The organism is Streptomyces incanus, assembly GCF_042656345.1.
Lineage (GTDB): Bacteria > Actinomycetota > Actinomycetes > Streptomycetales > Streptomycetaceae > Streptomyces > Streptomyces incanus.
Genome location: NZ_JBHSPC010000154.1, coordinates 1 through 19,666, shown reverse-complemented (window position 1 = coordinate 19,666; position 19,666 = coordinate 1). Strand labels below are relative to the sequence as shown.

The window sequence follows — 19,666 nt, the reverse complement described above, 5'->3', positions numbered from 1 at the left end:
TCCTCGACCGCCGTCACCCGCGCGTGGTCCGGATCGGCCCGCAGATTGCCCCACTCCACCAGCTTGTCCAGCGCCTGCGTCACCGCCTCGACGTCGGCGGGCCGGCTCCCCGCGTCCAGGGCGGCGTACACGTCCTCCGGCCGCAGGTGCACGGCGAACCGTTCCTTGGCGGTGAGGAAGGCCCGCATCACCTGGCGGTAGAGGGGGGCGTTGGGGACGGTGAAGGGGGTGTAAGTCACTGGAGGTCATTTCGGCACGTTCTCCCACCACCTTCACGACCCCACGTGGGAGTCGTGGACACGCGCCAGGAAGCGGCTCGGCTCACCGTGCCAGGTGATGGCGAGTGCGTCACGGGCGCGGGTCGCCGCGACGAAGAGCAGCGATCGCGCCCGGTGCAGTTCTCGCCGGTGGCGGCTCGGGTCCGTGTGTTCCCAAGCGTCCACGGAGGCACGGGGAACGAGTCCTTCGGCCACCCCGGCGATGATCAGGCAGCGGTACTCCAGTCCCTTGAAGCGGTACATGGTGCCGATGTGGACGCCTTGGTCACCGCGCGGCCCGTCCTGCGTGATCTCCGTCGGGGTGATGCCGCGCCGGGCGAGGCGGTCGGCGAGCTGGGTGACCATGTCGTTGGTCGGGACGCAGACGGCCGTGGACTCACGGGGCATGTCGTGCCAGGCCCGCAGCTGCTCCACGACGAGGTCCATCTCCTCGTCCCAGCTCCGCGCACCGCGCAGCGACGGGGCCGGGCCATGGAGGACCGAGCGGTACCCGGCAAGGGTGTCGGCGTTTCCGTCGAGGTCGTCGTAGTCGGCGTCGCCCAGGACCCGGATCGCGTCGCGGAGAATCTCCCGGGTCGTGCGGTAGCTGAGTGTCAGCCGGGAGGACCGGCCGCGGATGTGGACGCCCAGGCTGCCGAGGGTGACCTGGTTGTCGTAGATCCGCTGGTGCGTGTCGCCGACGAGGAAGATGTCGTCGGGCTCGGACGGCGCCATGGCGCGCAGCATCTTCCAGTGGGCGGCGCTGAGGTCCTGGGCCTCGTCGACCACGATGTGCCGGTACCGGTAGCGCAGCCAGGCACCGGAGCCGGCCTCGGCGTGGAGGTTGTCCAGGCCTCCCCGTTCCTCGCGTTCCTCCGACCGCCTGTCGATCCTGGCCTTGCGAGCCATCTCCAGCCGCGCGGCGCGCTCCGCGACCTGGCGGTGGGTCTCCAGCCCCTTGGTCTCGAGCCGCTGGGTGAAGCGTTCGGCGAGCTGCCAGATACCGGCGCGCTCGACACGGGTGACGCTGCGGCCCCGTCCGGCGCGCCGGACGGCGAAGTAGTCGCTCCTGGAGGTCGCGGCCTGGCCGAGGATGACCTGGTTCCACTCGTCGCTGAGGAATTCGGCGCTCCAGCGGGTCTCTCCCGCCTCCACCAGCAGCTCCCGCCACTCCCGGAGCGCCGCCGTGTCGTCGATGCGCCGCTTGGGGTTGCCCGGGTCGGCCTCGCTGACGATGCGGGTGGCGAGCTGGTCGACATGGGTGATGTCGACCCGGGCCAGCACGTCGGGGCCGCCGAGCGAGAGGAGCCGGGCCCGCAGGTCGGCGGCGAGGTTCCTGTTGAACGTGGTGAGCAGGACAGGCTTGTTGCGACCAGGAGGGAGCCGGCTCACCAGATGGCACACGCGGTGGAGGGCGACGATCGTCTTACCCGTCCCCGGCCCGCCGCCGACCCGGGCCGGGCCGGAGTAGCGCCGGTGGACCAGCTTCTCCTGGGTGGGGTGGAGGAAGATCTTCCATCGCCCGAAGTCACCTTCCTCCAGGATGCTCTGCAGGGATTCGTCGTCGGTGATCACCACGGTCTGGGAACGGTCGACGGCTGCCTGCCAGTCGCCGGTGTCGAGGTTCTCCTCCGGTGCGGTCACGGCGACGGGCGCGGTGACCTGTTCCATGACCGCCTCATACGGAACGCCGTCACGCAGCCGGAGGAGCACCTCCCCGGTGTGGTGGGGCGCGTACTCGGCGAGGCCGAGCAGTTCGTCGTCCGTGGTGAGCTTCCGGACGATCGGAAGGAGCGCTGCGACGACGCCGAGGTCCGCGAGCTGCTCATCGGTGTACGCGGCGAAGAGGGGTTCCTCCAGCGGCTCCGACCGGGCCGGTTCCGGAGCGGGAGCAGGGAGGGGCGTCGGAGCCGGGGCGGGAGCGGCGGGCGGCGTGAGTTCACGGCGCAGCACGCTCTCCTCGACGACCTGGAGGTCGACGTACTCAATGGCGCCGGTGACGTGGTTGATGCCGTAGTTGAACCGGTCCAGGTTCTTGTGGACGTGGCCGCGGTGCTTGACCGAGACGAGAAGCCAGTCGTCACCGCCGAGGCGGATCATCAGGGCTCGCCACTCGCGGTTGACGCGTGCCGACCAGAGCCGGTCGTGGCCTTCGAGTTGTTTGAGGCCGAACCCGCCCGCGTCCGGGTTGCGGCGGAAGTCGTGCTGGAACTTGTAGAACGCGCCGAGGACCGCACGATCCAGTTTGACGATTTCCTTGTCGGCCTTGTCCAGCAGGCGCAGGGTCACGCCCGTCCTGGGTGCGCCGGTGACCGTCATCGCTCGTTCCCCTCGTGGTCGTTCGTCGCCCTGACGGCGTCGGCGTCCGCGTCGCCGCTCACCAGCCCGGCGAGTTCGTCGGCATCCCATTCCGTCGCGGTGCGGACCTGCCAGCCCGCCTCCCGGTAAGCCTGGTCCCGTTGTTCGGCGTCGATGTCCCGTTCACTGACCGGGTCAGGGCGGTGCGCCAGGACGACGCCGACGCGTCGGGCGGGCCAGGCGAGTTCGGCGGGCCAGGCAGCCGCTCCCAGTTCGTAGCCGGCCTCCGGCGCGGGCAGGCCCCGGTCGGCGAGAGTTCGGGCGAGAGCGGGCAGGCCGAGATCGTCGATGAGGAACTCGATGACCTCGTCCCAGGCGGGATCGCGTACGGCCGCGGGAGCCTCTTCGACGTTCTGCCGGTCCGCCGGCGGCTCACGTCCGTCCGTCACGGGCCCGTGCGCCTCGGTTCCGTCCGCCGCGGGCTCGTGCGTCCGCCGCTGGGAGGTGAGCCAGCCGGCTCCGCCGGTGACCGCCAGTTCGGCCGGGTCGAATCCGGGCAGCAGACCGGCCGTGAGCTGGACCCCGTCCCCCTCGCCCGCGTCTAGGAACTGGAGCAGGTTGCTCCAGTAGAGCCACGCCTGCCAGCGCCTGCGGTGGGCGGCCTCGTCGGCGGTGACCGCGTCCGCGCTGTCGTCCAGTACGGTCAGCGCCGTCCAGACCGCCCCGGTCTGTCCCCTGCGCAGGTCGAGCGCGATGGTGAGCGGGCATCCCGAGGTGTCCCGGGTCGCCATGACCTGGACGGCGCCCTGTCCTCCGGCCAGCCGCGTCCCGTGCAGCGCCTCACTGATTCTGTGCCCGATCTCCTCGCCGTCGGCCAGGGCCCTGCTGGTCGCCGACACGGCGGCGAAGCCCGCGAGCGCGCTCTGAATACGGCGCCGCCACGCGTCGGGGTTCGGGTCGGTGAGGTAGCCGATCAGTGTCTCGACCGGGTTGGCCCACACCAGGCGGGGCAGGTCACGGGTGTCTCCGGCGTGCATGCGCCGGTGGACGTCCATGGCCGTCTTCTGCGCGGTGTTCGGGTACGGCTTCCACACGGGGTCGGCCTGCGGCCTGGTCTGCCCTGCCCAGGCCTGTACGTCGTCCCAGGTGAGCTGGAAGACCTGCCAGCCCTCCGCGCGCAGCCGGGTGCGCTTGGCCGCGTCTTCCTCGGCGATGAGGTGCTCGGGGCTCGCGTGGTAGCGGTATCCGTCGAGGTAGACGGCGACTCGGCGGTCGTCGTCGGTGCTGCGGAAGACCACGTCCGGCCGCGTGAAGCCGAGCGGGGTCTGGGTGTCCATCTGCCAGCCGCGGACGGTTCCGTCGGGTGCGGTGAAGCGCAGGGTCGTGTCCCTGGTGCCGTCGGCGGTGAGTGCCGTGCGGACGCTGACCTCGTCCATCCGCTCGGCCCATTCCAGCAGCCCGCGTCGGAAGAGTGCCTCCAGTTCGCTCTCCACCTGGTGCACCAGGGTGATGTCGCCGGTGGTGGCGACCGGTACGACGCTCCACCGGTCCGGGGTGCGGCCGAACAGGTCGCCCAGCATGTCGAGGGCGTGCTCGCGGGAGACGAGTGCGTACTCGTTGTCGGTGACGTGCCGCAGCAGGCAGCGGTGGCACGCGGGCCGGCCCTGCCCCACGCACACGCAGGTCTCGATCACCTGGCGGGCGTAGTCCAGGACGCCCTTGAGGCCGTCCCGGCCGGCGAGGCGGTGCAGGTAGCCGGTGCCGCCGGGAAGCGTGTCGTACAGCACGAGGAAGTGGCGGCGGTGCGCGCTCTCGCCGCGTTCCTCGGGCATGGAGTCGGTGACGACCGCGAGGTGGTCGGGGTCGCCGCCGTAGCTGCGGGCGATGCCGGCCAGCAGCAGCGCCTTGAAGGACGCGAGCCGTTCCCGGGTGTGCGCGGTGACGGCGGGGGTGAGGATACGCAGTGCGTCGGTGCGCAGCTCGTGGGCGAGCAGCACCCGCTCGCCGCGTCGTGCGGTGTCGGCTCCGGCGCGGCGCCTGCGGCACCAGGGCCGGTGGTACTTGCCGTACGCGGACGGGTCGCCGGTGTCGTACGCGGCGGGCCCGCCGTCCGGGTCGGCGAAGCCGCACGCGTCGCAGACCCAGAAGGGGTTGAGGCGGACCTCCTGTCCGGCGAAGGCCGTGTCCGTGCCACCGTCCACCCGGACGGCTCCGACGTTGATGTGGCGGACGTGTGCCTGCCGGGTGAACTCCCATCCGAAGGTGGCGTGTTCGTGTTTCCACGCCTGCTCGACGTCGCGTGCGTCGATGTCCACGGCCGGGACGACGGTGTAGTGCCGCTTGTCCCTGTCGTCCCTGTCGTCGCGTACGCGTACGTCGTCGCGTTCGTCCCGGGAGGTGACGCGGCGCGGCACGAGGACCTTGTGCAGGCAGCCGACGTCCCCGATGGCCGCGGACCGGCAGCGGGGGCAGGGCGAGGAGTCGTCCTCGGCCCGGTGGGTGCGGACGTGTCCGCAGTCGGGGCAGATGCGCCACCAGATCCAGGCCGGGCGGCCGGGAGTGCCGATGTCCAGTCCGGTGACACGGTGCTTGTAGCCCTGGGCGTAGTAGTGGTTGCCGGGGGCGAACTCGGAGAGGGCGAGACGGGCGGGGCGGCTGTGGCGGAGGGTCTTGCTGTGGTTTTCGCGGGTGCCGTCGGAGGCCTTCTCGCTCCAGGTGAGGGTGGCCTCCAGTTCGGTGGCCGAGTCGATCAGGCTGTAGTTCGGCAGCAGGCCGAGGTCGACGAGGGCGCCGTGCGCGGTGGTGCGGCTGATCTCGCGGGATACACGTGCCACATCGCGCCGCTCGGCGCGCAGTTCGCGCCCCTGCCGTTCGTGGTCGGGGTCGCCGGCGACGAGCAGTCCGTGTGCCCGGTCGATGGCCTCGGTCCGGCGCTGCAGGTCGGCGCGGCGGTCCTCCCAGCGCCGGCACGCGGCTTCCAGGGCGCCTTTCAGTCCCTCCTCGCCGGGGTCGGTCGCGTAGGTGGTGAGGGCGGCGCGGGCCTGCGGGCTGACGCCGGTGCCGCGGCTCTCGTCGTACGGGGGGAACAGGTCCAGGAAGCCCTCTACGAGCCGCCCGCCGCCGGCGAGCGCCGCTTCGGCGAACTCGGCCTGCCAGGCGGAGGCGCCGAACAGCTCGGTGGCACGCCCGGGCAGCGGCCGCAGGGGCGTCCCGTCGGGGGCGGTCAGCCGGCCGGCGCCCGCGAGGTCGAGGAGGTGGGCGAGGTACTGGCGGCGCAGGATCTCGGCCGCGGAAAGGTAGCAGCCGGGCGGCAGGACGTCCCCGGCGATCATGAGCCGGGGTTCTTCGAGGTAGTAGCGGTCGCGCGGGCCGCGGTCGACCATGGTGAGCAGGTACGCGTTGCCGGTGGAGCGGCCCGCCCGGCCGACGCGCTGGATGTAGTTGGCCGGCCCCTTCGGCAGGGAGGCGAGGACGACGGCCGACAGGTCGCCGATGTCGATGCCGAGTTCGAGGGTGGGGGTGCAGGACAGTACCTGCGGGTTGGCGTAGTGGACGTCGGTGCCCTCGCGGAAGGCCTTCTCGACCGCTTCGCGCTTGGCGCGGCTGAGGGTGCCGGTGTGCTCGGCGGTGTTGATGGTGAAGACGCCGGCCTCGCGGTACATGCGCCGGTAGAAGTCGTCGGTGAAGTCCCGTTGCCGGAGCCCGCTGTCCAGGTCGCGGCCGGTGCCGAGGGTCCCCCCGCAGCGGTAGCGGGGGCACGGCTGTCCGTGCCACTGGTCGGCGAGGTCGGGGTGCACGGTCTGTTCCCAGAAGCAGCGCGGGCAGTGCGCGGTGGCGTCGGGCAGCATGTCGTCGGCGAGTCTGCGGACCTGGATGTGACCGGGCTGAAGTCCGTAGACGCGGGTGGCGCCGTCGAGGGCGGTGCGTACGGAGAGGATCCCGGTGTCGGCGAGCGCGGGCAGCAGCCGGGCCAGAAAGCCGGCGGCGGCCTCCCTGCGCAGGCCGAGGGCGCGCACGGCCCAGTCCTGGTACCAGCCGAGCCGGCCGGTGAGCACGTCGAAGTCCTCGCTGCCCTGCTTGGGTGAGCCGAGCAGGAAGGCGGGCGCGGAGACGCCGGGGGGAAAGGCCGGCATGCCGGTTTCGCGTCCGCCCCAGATCGCCCACCGGCGCACCCCGGCCTGGTCGAGCCAGGGGTCCAGCCAGGCGTGCCGGACCGCGCCCCGGATGCGCAGCCGTTCCAGCAGGCCCTTGACGAAACCGACGCACTGGTCGGGGCCGGGTGCGGATCCGTCGGGCAGGGCGATCTCTCCCGGGGTGGTGAGGAGGATCTCCCGTACGAGGTCCGCTACGCCGTCCGGGTCCGGGAGGGGCACGTCGGCGGCGACGGTGCGGGTGAACTCCAGGGTACGGCCCTGCCGGGAGCGCAGACCGAACTCCATGACGGTGGCGAACGCCAGGCGTTGCGCGATCAGTTCCCAGGTGGGCTTCGAACCGCGGCTGCGGCCGGAGAGCAGGGTGTCCACGCCGCGGATCAGGTGCAGGTCCGGCGGGATGACTGCGGCCTGCACCGCCTTGCTGTCGACGACATCCGCGATCAGGTCGGCGGCCAGGTCGTTGAGGGTGATCGGTTCGTCCTCGTCGATGCGGCTGGCGAGCAGCGCTCGCAACGAGAACGTGTACGAGCGGCTGGCGACGTATCCGGCGCGGTGGGCGGCGTCCTGGACGGAGTCGTTGAAGAGGAGGGTCTTGTTCTCGCCCAGGTTCTTGTCCAGTTCGCCGCCGGTGAAGAGCTGGGTGACGGCGGCGGCGGCGAGCGCGGCGAGCCCGGTGCCGAGGTAACGGATGGCGTTGAAGGTGCGGCAGGCGGGGCACTGGTCGCGCTCCGCGGCCCGGTCGCCGTCGAGGTCGACGTGGACGAACGCGGCGTTGTGCAGGGGCCTCGGCCGGCGCGGTCCCCCGCCGTCCGCCGGGCCGGTGAAGTCGGCCTCGGGCGACAGAGGGCGCAGCCGTCCACCGCCGCCTTCCAGGACCATGACGGCGGGCCCGCCGCGCCGGCGTTCCTCCCCGGTTGCGAAGGCGGTCTCGTGCACTTCCTGCGGGGTCGCGGCGATCATGTTGCGCACTCGGCGCTTGTCCCGGCTCATGGAGGCGCGGCGGATCTTCGTGGCGGTCAGGTCGAGTTCAGCGGGGTCGACCTCCGGTGAGTACGCGGCCCAGCCGGAGCGCCCGCACTCGCGGCAGAACACGGCGGGCAGGAAGATCTCGGCGGGCGGCGGGGCGCTGTCGCCGGCCGGTACGGCGGCCTGCTCGGCGGCGTCGAGCGGTACGGCGGGGCCCTCCCCGTCGTACGGGGACGGCCGGGTGGCCGGGCTCTGGTCCTTGCGGGCCAGTGCGCCGCCGGAGGTCACCCGTTCGTCGTCCCAGCGGAACTCGGCACGGGCCGCGCTGATGCCCCGCAGCACCCTGGAGACCGAGCGCACCCAGTGGTGGATCTCGATGGACAGCAGCGGCCGTCCGGGGTGCTCCGGGTCACGGGCGTACGACAGGAGGGCGACGTAGCGGGCGAGGGCCTGGGCGGCGAGGCGCGGCCGCTGCTGCACGGCCACTCCCCAGTGGTAGGCGTAGCGGGGCAGCACCTCGGTGATCTCGTCGAGGGTCTTGGGGTCGCCGTCGAGGATCTCCAGGACGGCAGCGGTGAGCCGGTGGCGGCGCAGCACGGCCCCGAGTTCCTCGGGGCTCGGTCCGCTCAGGCCGGTGAACGCGGTGACGAGGTCGTCCATGGCGCCCGGCTCGCGGGTGGGGTCACCGAGGTCGGCGACCTCCTGGGGCGAGGGGAACGGCAGGGTGAAGTCGCTCTCGCCGGTGAAGTCCTTGGTGGAGCGCCGGTCCTCGCCGACGACCGAGTCGGGCGGGAACGGCACGCCGAAGACCTGCTCGGCGACCTCCAGCATGCCGGGGGCACCGTCCGGCCGGACGGCCGCTTCCGGGCCGTTCTCGCCCAGGGTGGCCGACGTGGCGACGGGGCAGACCGGCCCCAGCGGCCGGCCGGGTTCCGCGAGCCCCGTGACGGATCCGAGCCGACGCAGCAGCATGGCGACGTCGGTGCCCTGGGCGCCGTCGTAGGTGTGGAACTCGTCGAGGACGACGTACGCGAGCGCGGAGTCCTGCCACAGCCGCTGGTCTTCGGGCCGCTGGAGGAGCAGGTCGAGCATCTTGTAGTTGGTGATCAGGATGTCCGGCCGGGTGCGCCGGATCTCGTCCCGGTCGACCGCGATCGCGGGGTTGGTCCGCTTGAACTCCTGGGACGGCGTGTCACCGATGTAGAGCGCCGCCCGGACGCCGGCGTCGCGCAGCCGGGTGTCCTTGGCGTCGTCGAGCCGCTTGCCGATGCGGTGGGCCTGGTCGGTGGCGAGCGCGTTCATGGGGTAGAGCAGGACCGCCTTGACGCCCTCCCGTCCCGCCTCGCGCTCCCGGAGGCAGTGGTCGAGCAGCGGGACCAGGAACGACTCGGTCTTCCCGGACCCGGTGCCGGTGGTGACGAGGGTGGGCCGGGCCGGACCGTGCAGCGTGGACAGCCTTTCCCAGGCGAGCTCCTGGTGCCGGTACGGGGTGAAGTCACGGTCGCGGGGCCACCAGGTCAGGTGCCGCTGCCAGTCGTCGCTCTCGGCGCTCCGAAAGGGGGTGCGCATGCGGAGGTAGGGGCCGCGGAAGACGCCGTCCTCGGCGTCGCCGAGGAAGTTCTCCAGGGCCCGGCGGGTGCTCTCGTCGGCCAGCGCGTACGTCGTCGCGAGGTACTGGCTCAGACTGTCCCGTACCTGGTCGGCGGCGAGAGTGGGACGCACGCGCGGTCCTCCTTGGTGCTGGTGGGGCTGGTGAGAGCCGGGCAGGCCGAGAGGCCCGCTCACCGCCCCTACGGTATCGGGGGTGGACGGGCTGCTCCGGGGCGGCTCAGATGCCGAGCTTGCGTCCGATGTGGGCGATGTGGACCCTTCGGGTTTCCTTCAGGAACCGGAAGTGCAGCCGTCCCTCGTCGGGTGTGAAGCGCAGGTGGGTGTCGAAGTACCGCGACTTGCCGTCCAGGTCGGTGAAGAGGCAGTGGTCTCGTTTGCGGCCGGGGCGCTCCGGCGTCACGATCGAGCCCCACTGGGGCCCGTCGAGCTGGGTCGCGGCGTCCCAGAGCAGGACCGCGCGGTCCATCTCCGCGAGCCGCTTGCGGACCGGGTGAACCCAGTACTGCTTCAGGTCCCGCAGCTGTGCCTCGACGTGTGACAGGAACCGGAGATGGGGGAAGAGGTCTGCGCAGCGTTCCCACAGCTCGGTGCCGGTCCGGATGGCGGTGAGGTCACCGCGCAGGGTGGCTTTCGCCTTCTCGCGAATCCAGGGCAGGTGGGAGGCGACGTGCTCGGTGTCGGCGATGTGCCGGACCTCGACCTCGGTGAGCACGGAGCCGGTGTCCTCGTCATCCACGAGTTGTTCCTGGACCAGCGTGAGCCGGTCGGCTTTCCAACGGGCTTCCAGCGGCAAGGAGATGCCGATTCCGTCCATCAGATGCGCGAAGCCCAGCTCCGGCACGGGCTCACCGTCGTGACGGTGGCCTACGTCGGAGAAGGTCTCGCCTTCGGGGAAGACGTTTTTGTGGGGCCATTTCGTCTGCATGCGAAGCAGGAGCTTCCACAGGTCCCTGGTGCCCGGGGTGCTCCCGATCCACTTGCTGATGGGGTGCCCCTGGGCCAGCTGTAACGCCATCAGGGTGTCCCGCATGACGAGTTCCGTGCCCTGCCGGTCCTCTTTCGCGACGGCGATGACGGCTTTGACCATCTCGGTCGTGGCGCGGTTGACCCGGTCCGGGTCGGCCGTCGTCTCACAGGACTTCTCGTTCAGGAACAACTGCGGCATGTCTCCCCCTCCGCGACGGTGTGTACGCCTTGCCCGCCCTCCCCAGGCGGGTGTCAGCCGACGAGCTGTTCGAGCGTGTTCTCCAGCTCGTCGAAGAACCCGGTGGGCCACTGGTCGAGCATGCCGTCCGAGTCGATCCGCGGGCTGACGAACTCCGCACCGGAGCCGTCGCCGCGGAAGTAGTGGAACACCGTCTGTCCGGGGGTGATCCGTCCCTGCTTCACGGCGAGCCGCACGCCGTTGATGACGTGGTCGCTGTGCGTCTCCATGATGACCTGCGCGCCCTGGGCGGCGGCCGCCGCAGCGAGCGTCGCCATCTGCGTCTGGCCCTGCGGGTGGAGGTGCGCCTCCGGATTCTCCAGGAGCACCAGGGAGCCGGGGCGGGCGGTGAGGCAAGCCACCACGACCGGCAGGACGTAGGTGAGGCCGAAACCGACGTGACTGGGCCGACGGCGCCGGGTGGGGCCGAGCGTGCCCCGGAACCCGTACGAGAGGCGTACGGCATTCGCGCCCTTAATGGCCTCCGCCCTGATGTCCACCCCGGGGCACAGATCACCCATCCAGGCGGCGGCCTGGTCGAGCAGGAGGTCCGACTCCGCACCCCGATGGTGCAGCGGGCCCCTGGGGACCTCGTCCCGGGCGTGGTGGCGGAGATAGTTGACGGTGTGCTCGCCGCGTACGCCGAGGAAGCCCCGGCCGATGGCCGCATGGTGGTCTCGCGGGTAGAACTCGGCAGGCGAGATGCGGTCTGCGTGCAGGTATTGGAAGGGGGCAGTGAGGAACGACGGAGTGACGGCCTCGGGCCCGGTGGGCGCGGCGGCCCCCTCAGAGGTGAGCGGCAGGTCCACGTCGAGCAGGGGCAACAAGTTCTGCTCGGCCTCGTACGCGACGGTCCAGCCGTAGTGGTACGGGCCCTCGTCGACACCGAGGCCGATCAAGGGGACGTCCTCCGTGAAGTCCTCGTGCAGGACGTCCTCTCCGGTGCCGAGGCCGACGAGTTCGCCGTTGAGCAGGAAGCCCTGGTTGGCAACGCCGACGTGGAATCCGGCCTGGCGCGCCTCGGGCAGGTACTGGGAGACCGCGAGTTCGCCCGCCTCGTAGGACTGGCGCAGCAGGGCGATCGACTGGAGGACGCTGCTCTTGCCGGACGAGTTGAGCCCGGTGAGGAGGGTGAGGGGGCCGAGGGGTAACGAAGCGTCCTGAAACGCCTTGAAGTTGTGCAGCGTCAGACGGTCGATCACTGTTCGGCCACCCCTCGGAACAGTCGTGCCACTTGCTGGAATCGGGTGCGGACCTTCACCGGGTCCCCGGTGCCCACGGAGATCGACCGGTCGAAGTCCCAGTCGTCCATGAGCTCGAAGAACCTGAAGTGCACCTTCGTCCGGGACGCTACCAGTCTGTCCCTCTCGTGATCGTCGAGAAGCGCAAGATGGACGGAAATCGTCTCGAACAGTGCCTTGTTGATGACGGGGGAACTGCGCGGTCCTCCACGCCATTTACGGAAGGCGTGCTCATCGAACAGGTCCCGCGCACACCGCATGGCCACCCGGAACTCCCGTACCAGTTGTTCCCGCCGCTCCTCGGAAAGCGAGTTGACCTGGTACATCGCGCTGATGAGGAACTGGTCGAAGTCCTTCTCGGCATGCTGGGCCGGATTACTCAGCCGGAAGGCGAGGAAGCGCAGCACCATCTCCCGGTCGGCCATCCGCTCGTCAGACACGCTCCACCGGGTGGCCTCACCGAACGCCGGGTCCTCGGCCAGGTCGGCGAGGAACTCCCGTACCGGCCCCCGCACCAGTGCGTGCCGCAGCTCCTGCGGTTTCAGTGGCATACCGCCGGTGTTGATCCGAGAGAACACGTTGTACTTGACGGCCTCCGGGGTGCCCTGCTGCAGGACGTGGACAGTGAGCTGGGTCTCGCGCAGCCGGATCTTCAGCCGACCGGTCAGGTCCTGGTACGTGCTGCCGTTGAACCTCCACAGGTAGTCCAGGCTCTGGAGAGTCAGCGGGCCGAGACCGGTGACCTTGGGCTCCATGAAGCGGGCGATGGCGGTGAGCCGCTGGACGCCGTCCACCACGGCCCACTTGTCCTCATCGTCCTGGGCCATGTGAAAGTTGGAGATCGGGATGCGCAGCAGCAGTGACTCGATCAGACGGCTCTGCGCGCGGTCGCTCCAGATGCCAGCCCGGCGCTGGAAGTCCGGCGCGAGGTCGACCATGCCCTCCCGCAGCCGAGACAGCAGCAGGTCCACGGTGGTGGTCTCTGTGTAGATCTTGATGCTGTCGGGCCGGAACGGGGCGGAGATGCCGTCGGCATCGCTGTAGCCCCTGTCCTCCTCGTCGGCAGGCAGCTCCAGCTCCAGACCGGTCGGTCGGCCGTCGGACCCGATCTCGATGGCTGGCCCCAGCGGCAGGAAGAGTGCGTCCGGCTCGTCGACATCCTCCGCCGTGGCGTACCGCTCGGGTCCCACCGGCCGGTTCCGTCCGGTGCCGTGGGCACTGTCTTCCAGGTCCACCATGGTCCCCGCTGCCCTCCGCCGCCCGATGTCGTTCCCGGTCCAGCCTATAGACGGGTCTTACGGCCTGTCAGCGCGACCGTCCGGGCCGTCAGCCGGGCAGGCCCAGTTCGGCGACGACCGTCTTGCCGACGGGGAAGCGGTCCAGGACCTCCCACCGGTCGGCAAGCGACTCCACGAGGACCATGCCCCGGCCGGTCTCCGCGAGCGCCCCGAGGGCGGGGCTGGCCGAGCCCGGAGCGGGGGGCCGGCACTCGCCCCGGGAGTCGGAGACCTCGATGCGCAGGATCCGGCCGAGAAGCTTGACGGTGACCTCGAAGTCCCGGCCGGGGACGCGGCCGTGCGTGACGGCGTTGGCCGCCAGCTCCGCGACCAGCAGGGCCGCGGTGTCGGACGCCTCGCTGCCGTGCGGCACGCCCCAGACGTCGAGCTGGTGCAGCGCGAGCCGGCGGGCGAGGCGGACACCGCGCGGGGTGGAGCTGAACCGCTGGGTGAACACACGTACGGTGACCGGATCTTGGCCGGTTGTGGGGGTGGACGGTGGTGTCATGCGCCCAATCTGGCGGGAAATCGGGGCCGTTCACCAGCAGCGACCCGCGTACGCAGCGTCAGCGTACGCACACGTATGGCGAGAGGTGCCGGTGGTGAAAGTTGCGCACATGGCGGGAAACCCGCCGTGTTCCCGGTGCATGCCGATCACGTACCGACCACTGTGTGCCGCGCACACGGAAGCATCGGGCGCCCTGCTCAGACCGCGGTGCGATCCGTATCGTGGGGCCCGCCCGGCCCATGACCATCCGTTGCGTACCGGAGGCATCCCCGTTGAACACGGACCTCAGTTTCGTCACCGGCGTCCGGCAGACACTGGCCGTCGTGCTGCCGGTCCGGTTCACCGCGATCGCCGACTGGCCGACCGGACCCCTGCCCTTCGAACTCGGCGGCCGTCGCACCGATGCCGTCACCCGGCAGACGTACTTCACCCCGGCCGCCGCCCGTGCCCTCTACGGCACGCCTGAAAGGCCCTGCCGCTGGCACCGGTTCATGGACGTGCAGCACGAGTCCCTGCATCTCAGGGGGGTCGAGTTACTGCGCACCGCCACCGCCCGCTATCCGGACCATGGGCTAGCGGTGCTGCACTTCGACGTCGAGGGCCCCGCCCTCCTGGAGACGCTGCGCGCCATCGGCCACCGCAGTCCCGCCGCCTCCGACCCGCTCGACGGTCCGTTCTCTCCCAGGGCGCTGCTGGCCGGGATCGCCGAGCCGCGCAGCGCCGCTGCCCCGTTCGCGATCGCCCGCCCGTACACGGTCGCGTTCCTCACGCCCGGCCCACAGCACACCCCCGCACTGCGGCAGGACGGCCGGCTTCCGGAGACGGCCGACCGCTGGCTCTGGTACCTCGCCTCAAGGTCCACGGAGGCCGACGTCCCCACCCCGCTCGAGCAGTGGCCCGACCGAACGGAACACGCGCTGCGCATATCCGCCGACTGGAGCGCTCTGGTGCTGCGCCACGGCGCAGCCTTCCTCGGACACCGCGCCGACCCGGGCGAGGGTGACTTCTACGCCTTCGCGCAGCTGCACGGCCGCACCGTCTACCTCGACGCCCTGCTGCTCGGCAGCGTCCAGCGCGACCACATCGACGAACTGACCGACGGTCTCTCCGGTGTCTTCGAGGGCCCGAAGCTCGCCCGCCGGGTGTCCGCCCTCGAACGGCACATCGCCACGTTCCGCAGCACCTACTGGCGCCAGCACCTCACCGCCCACGGCCCGGCCAACGAACTGCTGCTGAGTTTCCAGACCCAGTACCGCCTCGCGGAGCGCTTCGACGAGATCCTCGCCGAAGCGGCGGACTACGCACGGCTGGTGCAGACCCAGGAGAGTCAGCAGATCGCGGGCGCACTCGGCGTCCTGACCATTCTCGGCCTGCCCGTCGGTACGGCTTTGAGCATCCTCCAGGTCCTCGGCGCCGAGGGAGCCGTCCCCGTCGCCGCCGCGCTCGTCGCCGCACTGGCCGCCACGGCCCTGGTCCTCACCACACGCTACGGCCGCCTCGTCCTGTCCTCACTGCGCGGCAGGGACCCCGGCGACAGTCGATGACACCCGCGCCTGCCCCGCCGGGGGACGGGCACAATGACCGGATACCGCCTGTACCCGTCCTCGACCAGGCGTTAGCTTGCTCTGCGCGGACCTGGGCGAAGAGGATGCGGGACACGGGGTGACGGTCAACGAGGGGGAGCCGCTCCGGCTGTACAGAAAAGCCCTGAGGTACGCGGAATCGGACCCCGAGGTCTTCCTCGGCACAGCGAGGAGAGCGGCGGAGTCGATCCTGTTGGACATCGCCATGCGAGAGGCGGTCGGCTCGAAGCCGACACTCGAGTCCCTGCTGACCGTGCTCACCTCGAAGAACCTGGTGCCGCCCAAGGTCGTGCTCGCCGTGCGCACGATCCAGAACTACGGCAACTACGGCAGTCACGCCCAGGACGGGTCGGCCGAGGAGATCTCCGCCGAGGACGTCAGGCCGTGCCTCAACGCTCTGACCCAGTTGGCCGTCTGGTACGGGCAGACGAGCAGATCGCTCGCCGAGGAGGCCGTCCGGCACGAGCTGTCCGACCACCGGCGCAGTACGGGCACGACCCGGCTCGCGGACTCCACGCTGATCGTGGTGAAAGCCGTCCTGCTGGGCTGCGGCCTGGAGAAGGCGCTGGCACGACGGAATCACCGTGTGGTGTCGTTACAGCTCCCCTGGTCCGACAATCTCGTGCGGGACGTGTCGGCCCGACTCCTCGACGCGGCGGTCTACAACGAGCAGCGCATCCTTCGCCTGCTCGAGACGGATGAGGCCGTCCAGGACCAGGTGGTGCCCATCGGGCGGGTCGGTTACTCGATGGGCGGCCGCAATTTCTACCTGCTCGCCGCCCGCGGTGGCCGGTGGGGCGGAGTGACGGCTCAGGAGTTCCTCGCGGATCCGGCCGGTGCGCAGATCGCGGTGCCCAAGCACAGCGACATGTTCGACAACCTGCTCTCGGCGCTGTCGACCGACGAGGCGGGCCTCGCGGACAGGGGGATCAGTGTCCTCGACGTACCGCACCATCTCGGGCTGGAGTTGTTCCATCTGAACCAGGACGTGTTGGCGGTGGGCGGCCAGAACCTGCGCATGCACGCACGGGAGGACGAGGCCTACTTCGAACTCCTCAACTCCGACATGCTGCCGGCACCGACCCAGGCACGGCTGCGTTCGGCAGCCGCCAACGTGCTCATCGCGAACCGGGCGTGGCTGGAGGAGCTGGATCTGCATCCCGGGGAGCTACGCCGTGAGCTGATGCGGTCGTTCCACGAGTGCGGGTCCGACGACGAGATGTTCGAGCGTCTGGTCCGCGACCTGGTGGCACACGCCTCGTTCCCGACGGAAACACTGTCCGAGAGCCGTGAAAGGCTGGTGCGCCACGTGCTGTTCGAGAGCTACCGCTGGGGCCGTCCGTGAGCGTACCGAAGCGCGTGCTGGTCGTGGGCGGCGTCAACTTCGACGTCATCGCACAGGCCGACCGGTTCCCCTCGGAACACGAGAAACTGCGGGGCAGGGAATGCTCCGTGCTGCCGGGCGGCGCCGCGTCGAACACCGCCGTGGGGCTGGTGCGGCAGGGCTGCTCCGTCCGGCTGGTGTCCGCCGTGGGTGACGACATGGCGGGCGCGATGTGCCTGGAGGTGCTGGACGCGAGCGGTGTCGACACCTCGCTGGTTCAGGTGCAGGCCGGGGCTCGTACGAGCATGGCCGTCGTCCTGTCGTCGGGCTCCGGGAAGCGGATGCTGACGTTCGCGGGCGCGGACCGCGGTCTGGCGTTCGACGCCGTCACGGAGGAGGACGTACGCACGGCGGATCACGTCCATGTCATCGGGGAGCCCACTCCCGCGCTCGGACGCGTCGTCGAACTCGCGCACCTGGCCGGGCGGAGCGTCTCCATCGAGTGGAACGGCAGGGACATGGGCCCGCTCGCACACGGAGCGTCGCTCAACTTCATGAACGCCGATGAGGCGGCGCGCCTACCGCGGACTTACGGAGCGTCCGACGTCATCGGGACCGCGCGGCGCACGGCGGAGCTGGTGTCCGGGGATGTGATAGTGACGTTGGGCGCCGAGGGCGCCATGTGGGCCACTGCCGCCGGGCAACTGTTCCATGAACCCACCGTGCCGGTGGAACCATTGGACAGAACGGGCGGCGGCGACGCGTTCGACGCGGGTGTCATCGCCGGCTGGCTCAACGGCGAGCCGCCGACGGCCTCCATGCGGCGAGGCCTCGACGCGGCACGTCATGTGATCACAAGAATTGGAGCTCACCCGTGACGAGATGGCTCGGTGTTGCCCTGCTTCCGCGAGCGGACCATCTGCGTGCCGCCGTCCGACTTCAGTCAGACATCGGTGGTGAGGTGCGTCTGCAGCCTCCGCTACATCCGGACGGCAACCTTCCTCATGTCACGCTCTTCCAGGGTCCGTTCGAGGACACCCTTGATCCGGCGGAGGCACTGGAGCTGATCGGCACGGCGGCGGCCGAGAGTGGTCTGCACGGCGAGGTGTCCCTGTCCACCACGGGTGTGGTCTACCAGCCCACCGGCTGGCTGTTTCTCGCCCTGGAGCGTCCGCCGCTGCTCGAAGCGCTGCAGGAGGCCGCGGTTGCCGCGCTGGACCGGCATCTCGACCGGGCGTCCTTCGACGGCGACAAGGACGTCTCCCGTTTCACCGACGCCGAGCGGGCCAGCTACGAGCGCTACGGCTACCGGTACACCGGCGAGGCATACGCACCGCACGTGACGCTGGGCCGCACCGAGGAGGAGACCGCCCTGGAGCTGGTCCGCACCGCGCGGGACCGGGTCGACCTCCCCAAGAAGTGGGTGTTCGACCGGCTCAGCTTCTACGTCATGGGTGAGCACGGTGCCCACGCGGAGACCTTGCTGGAGCGACCGCTGGGCCGGACGTGACGGACCCGCAGGAGTTGCTGACGGTCGCCGAGGCGGCCGTGGACGAGGCGGCCGCCTGGTTGGCGTCGGCCGGAGGGGCGTGGTCGACTGCGCGGTTCAAGGCTTCCGGTGAGGAGGTCACCGCCGCCGACATCGAGGTGGAGTCCCGGGTGACGCGGGTGCTGACCGCTCGGACACCGCGCATTCCGGTCGTCGGCGAGGAGTCATCGCCTCCCGGAGCCCCGCTGCCCGCGCGCTGCTGGGTGCTCGACCCGATCGACGGGACGATGAACTTCGCCCGGGGCGCGCCGATGCATGCGGTGTCGCTCGCCTATGTGCAGGAGGGCGTTCCGCTGGTGGGCGTGGTGGAGGCGCCCGCCCTCGGCCGTCGGTGGACGACGCCGGGCCGCCCTGAGGACGCACGTCCGGTGGCCGAGGACGTGGGCCGCGCGGTCGTGGGTGTCTCCGGCACCGGCTCGGGGCGCAGCGGCGCGCGACGCGTCCTCGACCGCGTCCAGGACGAGGCCTACCGGGTCCGCATGCAGGGCTCGATGGCGCTGGACCTGGTGGGCGTGGCGGAGGGCTGGCTGGACGCCTGCGTGTGCATCGCCCCCAAGCCGTGGGACGTCGCGGCCGGGGTGGCGTTGTGCCGCGAACGGGGGCGGGCGGTCCTCGGCGCCGACGGCACGGCGTTCTCCTTCGACTCGCCGGTTCTGCTGGCGGGCGCGCCCGGGGTAGCTCGGTGGCTCGCCGACCTCTGGGAAAGCAGCTGAGCCGGCGGCCCTCGGTTGCCCTGCCGCGGCGGCATGCCTTTCGCGAGCCGCTGGGTGAACGCACGTACAGTGACGAGATCTTGGTGGGTTGTGGGGGTGAGCGGTCGTATCGTATGCCCACTGTGGTGCCGGAAAGGAGGGATTCACCAGACCCGCTCCGCGTACGCTGAGTCAGCGTACGCACACACTCGGTGGACAGTACGTCTCACGGTGCGTGACGATGGCCGCATCGGAAGTGGTACGGCGGGTGGGGTGGCACGGGAGGTGGCCGGCAGTGGCCTACGAGAGCACGGACAGCGGTACGGGGGCGGGCGGCGCGGAGCCGGGGGCGTCGGACAGTCTGCGCACGTTCGGCGCGGTGGTCCAGGGCTTGCGGGAGCACGCGGGCCTGAGCCGTGAGGAGTTCGGCGGCCTGGTCGGCTTCTCGAAGCACACGGTCGCCTCCGTCGAACAGGGCCGCCGGATGCCGGACCGCGACTTCGTGGAGGGCGCGGAGGCGGCCCTCGGCAACACGGGGGCGCTGCGGAGGGCCGCGCCGCATCTGTCGCGGCAGGCGGGACTGGCGAGTTGGTTCCGGCAGTGGGCCCGACTGGAGGCGCAGGCGGTCACCTTGTGGACCTACGAGTGCCGGGTGATTCCCGGCTTGCTCCAGACCGAGCGGTACGCGCGAGCCGTGACCGAGAGCGTGCCACCCGTGAAGGACGCGGAGCAGGTGGCCAAGCAGGTGGCGGCTCGGTTGGAACGCCAGCAACTGTTCGAGCGAACGCCACCGATCGCGTTCAGCTTCATCATCGAGCAGGCACTGATCGAGCGCGGTACGGGAGGCCCTGACGTGACGCGGGAGTTACTCGACAGCCTTCTGGAGCGGTCGTTGCAGTTCAACGTCGAGTTGCAGATCATGCCTCGATACCAGCCGGATCACCAGGGCGATTGCAAAGTCTGATGATCTTGGATCGGTGCTGGTCAGCTGAGTCCCAGGAG

The 19,666-nt window shown here is 70.7% G+C and carries 12 protein-coding genes and 1 pseudogene; 6 read left to right on the top strand and 7 right to left on the bottom strand.

What is annotated here, in order from left to right; translation table 11 throughout:
- The 7 genes from ACFP2V_RS35415 to ACFP2V_RS35385 form a co-directional block, all read right to left on the bottom strand.
- Positions 1-239, bottom strand: a 239-nt coding sequence (locus ACFP2V_RS35415; protein ID WP_381219702.1) for a DUF2397 family protein, incomplete at its 3' end; no start/stop codon positions are given.
- A gap of 33 nt (positions 240-272) precedes the next feature.
- Positions 273-2,576, bottom strand: a complete 2,304-nt coding sequence (locus tag ACFP2V_RS35410) for a UvrD-helicase domain-containing protein (RefSeq protein ID WP_381219699.1) — start codon at positions 2,574-2,576, stop codon at positions 273-275.
- Positions 2,573-9,397 carry a DEAD/DEAH box helicase gene (locus ACFP2V_RS35405; protein ID WP_381219696.1) on the bottom strand — a complete coding sequence of 2,275 codons (6,825 nt, stop codon included), beginning with the start codon at positions 9,395-9,397 and terminating at the stop codon, positions 2,573-2,575. Before ACFP2V_RS35405 ends, ACFP2V_RS35410 begins: the two co-directional genes overlap by 4 nt.
- 106 nt (positions 9,398-9,503) lie before the next feature.
- Positions 9,504-10,451, bottom strand: coding sequence for a hypothetical protein (locus tag ACFP2V_RS35400; protein ID WP_381219693.1), 948 nt, complete (start codon positions 10,449-10,451; stop codon positions 9,504-9,506).
- A 53-nt stretch (positions 10,452-10,504) separates the two neighbouring features.
- Positions 10,505-11,692, bottom strand: a complete 1,188-nt coding sequence (locus ACFP2V_RS35395; protein WP_381219690.1) for an AAA family ATPase — start codon at positions 11,690-11,692, stop codon at positions 10,505-10,507.
- Positions 11,689-12,969 (bottom strand): DUF262 domain-containing protein, encoded by a 1,281-nt coding sequence (locus tag ACFP2V_RS35390; protein ID WP_381219687.1) that lies wholly within the window; start codon positions 12,967-12,969, stop codon positions 11,689-11,691. Before ACFP2V_RS35390 ends, ACFP2V_RS35395 begins: the two co-directional genes overlap by 4 nt.
- 88 nt (positions 12,970-13,057) lie before the next feature.
- Positions 13,058-13,516 carry an ATP-binding protein gene (locus ACFP2V_RS35385; protein ID WP_381219684.1) on the bottom strand — a complete coding sequence of 153 codons (459 nt, stop codon included), beginning with the start codon at positions 13,514-13,516 and terminating at the stop codon, positions 13,058-13,060.
- Between the two features lie 272 nt (positions 13,517-13,788).
- Here ACFP2V_RS35385 and ACFP2V_RS35380 point away from each other — a divergent pair, with 272 nt between their 5' ends.
- The 6 genes and pseudogenes from ACFP2V_RS35380 to ACFP2V_RS35355 form a co-directional block, all read left to right on the top strand.
- On the top strand, positions 13,789-15,060 hold the full coding sequence (locus tag ACFP2V_RS35380; protein ID WP_381219681.1) for a hypothetical protein: 1,272 nt from the start codon (positions 13,789-13,791) through the stop codon (positions 15,058-15,060).
- A 118-nt stretch (positions 15,061-15,178) separates the two neighbouring features.
- Positions 15,179-16,444, top strand: coding sequence for a DUF4145 domain-containing protein (locus ACFP2V_RS35375; protein WP_381219678.1), 1,266 nt, complete (start codon positions 15,179-15,181; stop codon positions 16,442-16,444).
- The gene (locus tag ACFP2V_RS35370) at positions 16,441-17,301 is read left to right on the top strand and encodes a carbohydrate kinase family protein (protein WP_381219675.1); all 861 of its coding nucleotides are present in this window, start codon (positions 16,441-16,443) and stop codon (positions 17,299-17,301) included. Before ACFP2V_RS35375 ends, ACFP2V_RS35370 begins: the two co-directional genes overlap by 4 nt.
- 83 nt (positions 17,302-17,384) lie before the next feature.
- Positions 17,385-17,933: a 2'-5' RNA ligase family protein gene (locus ACFP2V_RS35365; protein ID WP_381219673.1), complete on the top strand. Its 549-nt coding sequence runs from the start codon at positions 17,385-17,387 to the stop codon at positions 17,931-17,933.
- On the top strand, positions 17,930-18,685 hold the full coding sequence (locus ACFP2V_RS35360; protein ID WP_381219670.1) for an inositol monophosphatase family protein: 756 nt from the start codon (positions 17,930-17,932) through the stop codon (positions 18,683-18,685). Before ACFP2V_RS35365 ends, ACFP2V_RS35360 begins: the two co-directional genes overlap by 4 nt.
- Positions 18,686-18,959: 274 nt before the next feature.
- Positions 18,960-19,613 (top strand): annotated as a pseudogene (locus ACFP2V_RS35355) (helix-turn-helix domain-containing protein); the annotation flags it as partial.
- Positions 19,614-19,666 lie beyond the last annotated feature (53 nt).

What these genes read in the sequence shown, in the direction of transcription:
- ACFP2V_RS35410 (WP_381219699.1), bottom strand. Translation starts at nt 2,576, where the DNA reads ATGACGGTCACCGGCGCACCCAGGACGGGCGTGACCCTGCGCCTGCTG.
- ACFP2V_RS35400 (WP_381219693.1), bottom strand. Translation starts at nt 10,451, where the DNA reads ATGCCGCAGTTGTTCCTGAACGAGAAGTCCTGTGAGACGACGGCCGAC.
- ACFP2V_RS35390 (WP_381219687.1), bottom strand. Translation starts at nt 12,969, where the DNA reads ATGGTGGACCTGGAAGACAGTGCCCACGGCACCGGACGGAACCGGCCG.
- ACFP2V_RS35385 (WP_381219684.1), bottom strand. Translation starts at nt 13,516, where the DNA reads ATGACACCACCGTCCACCCCCACAACCGGCCAAGATCCGGTCACCGTA.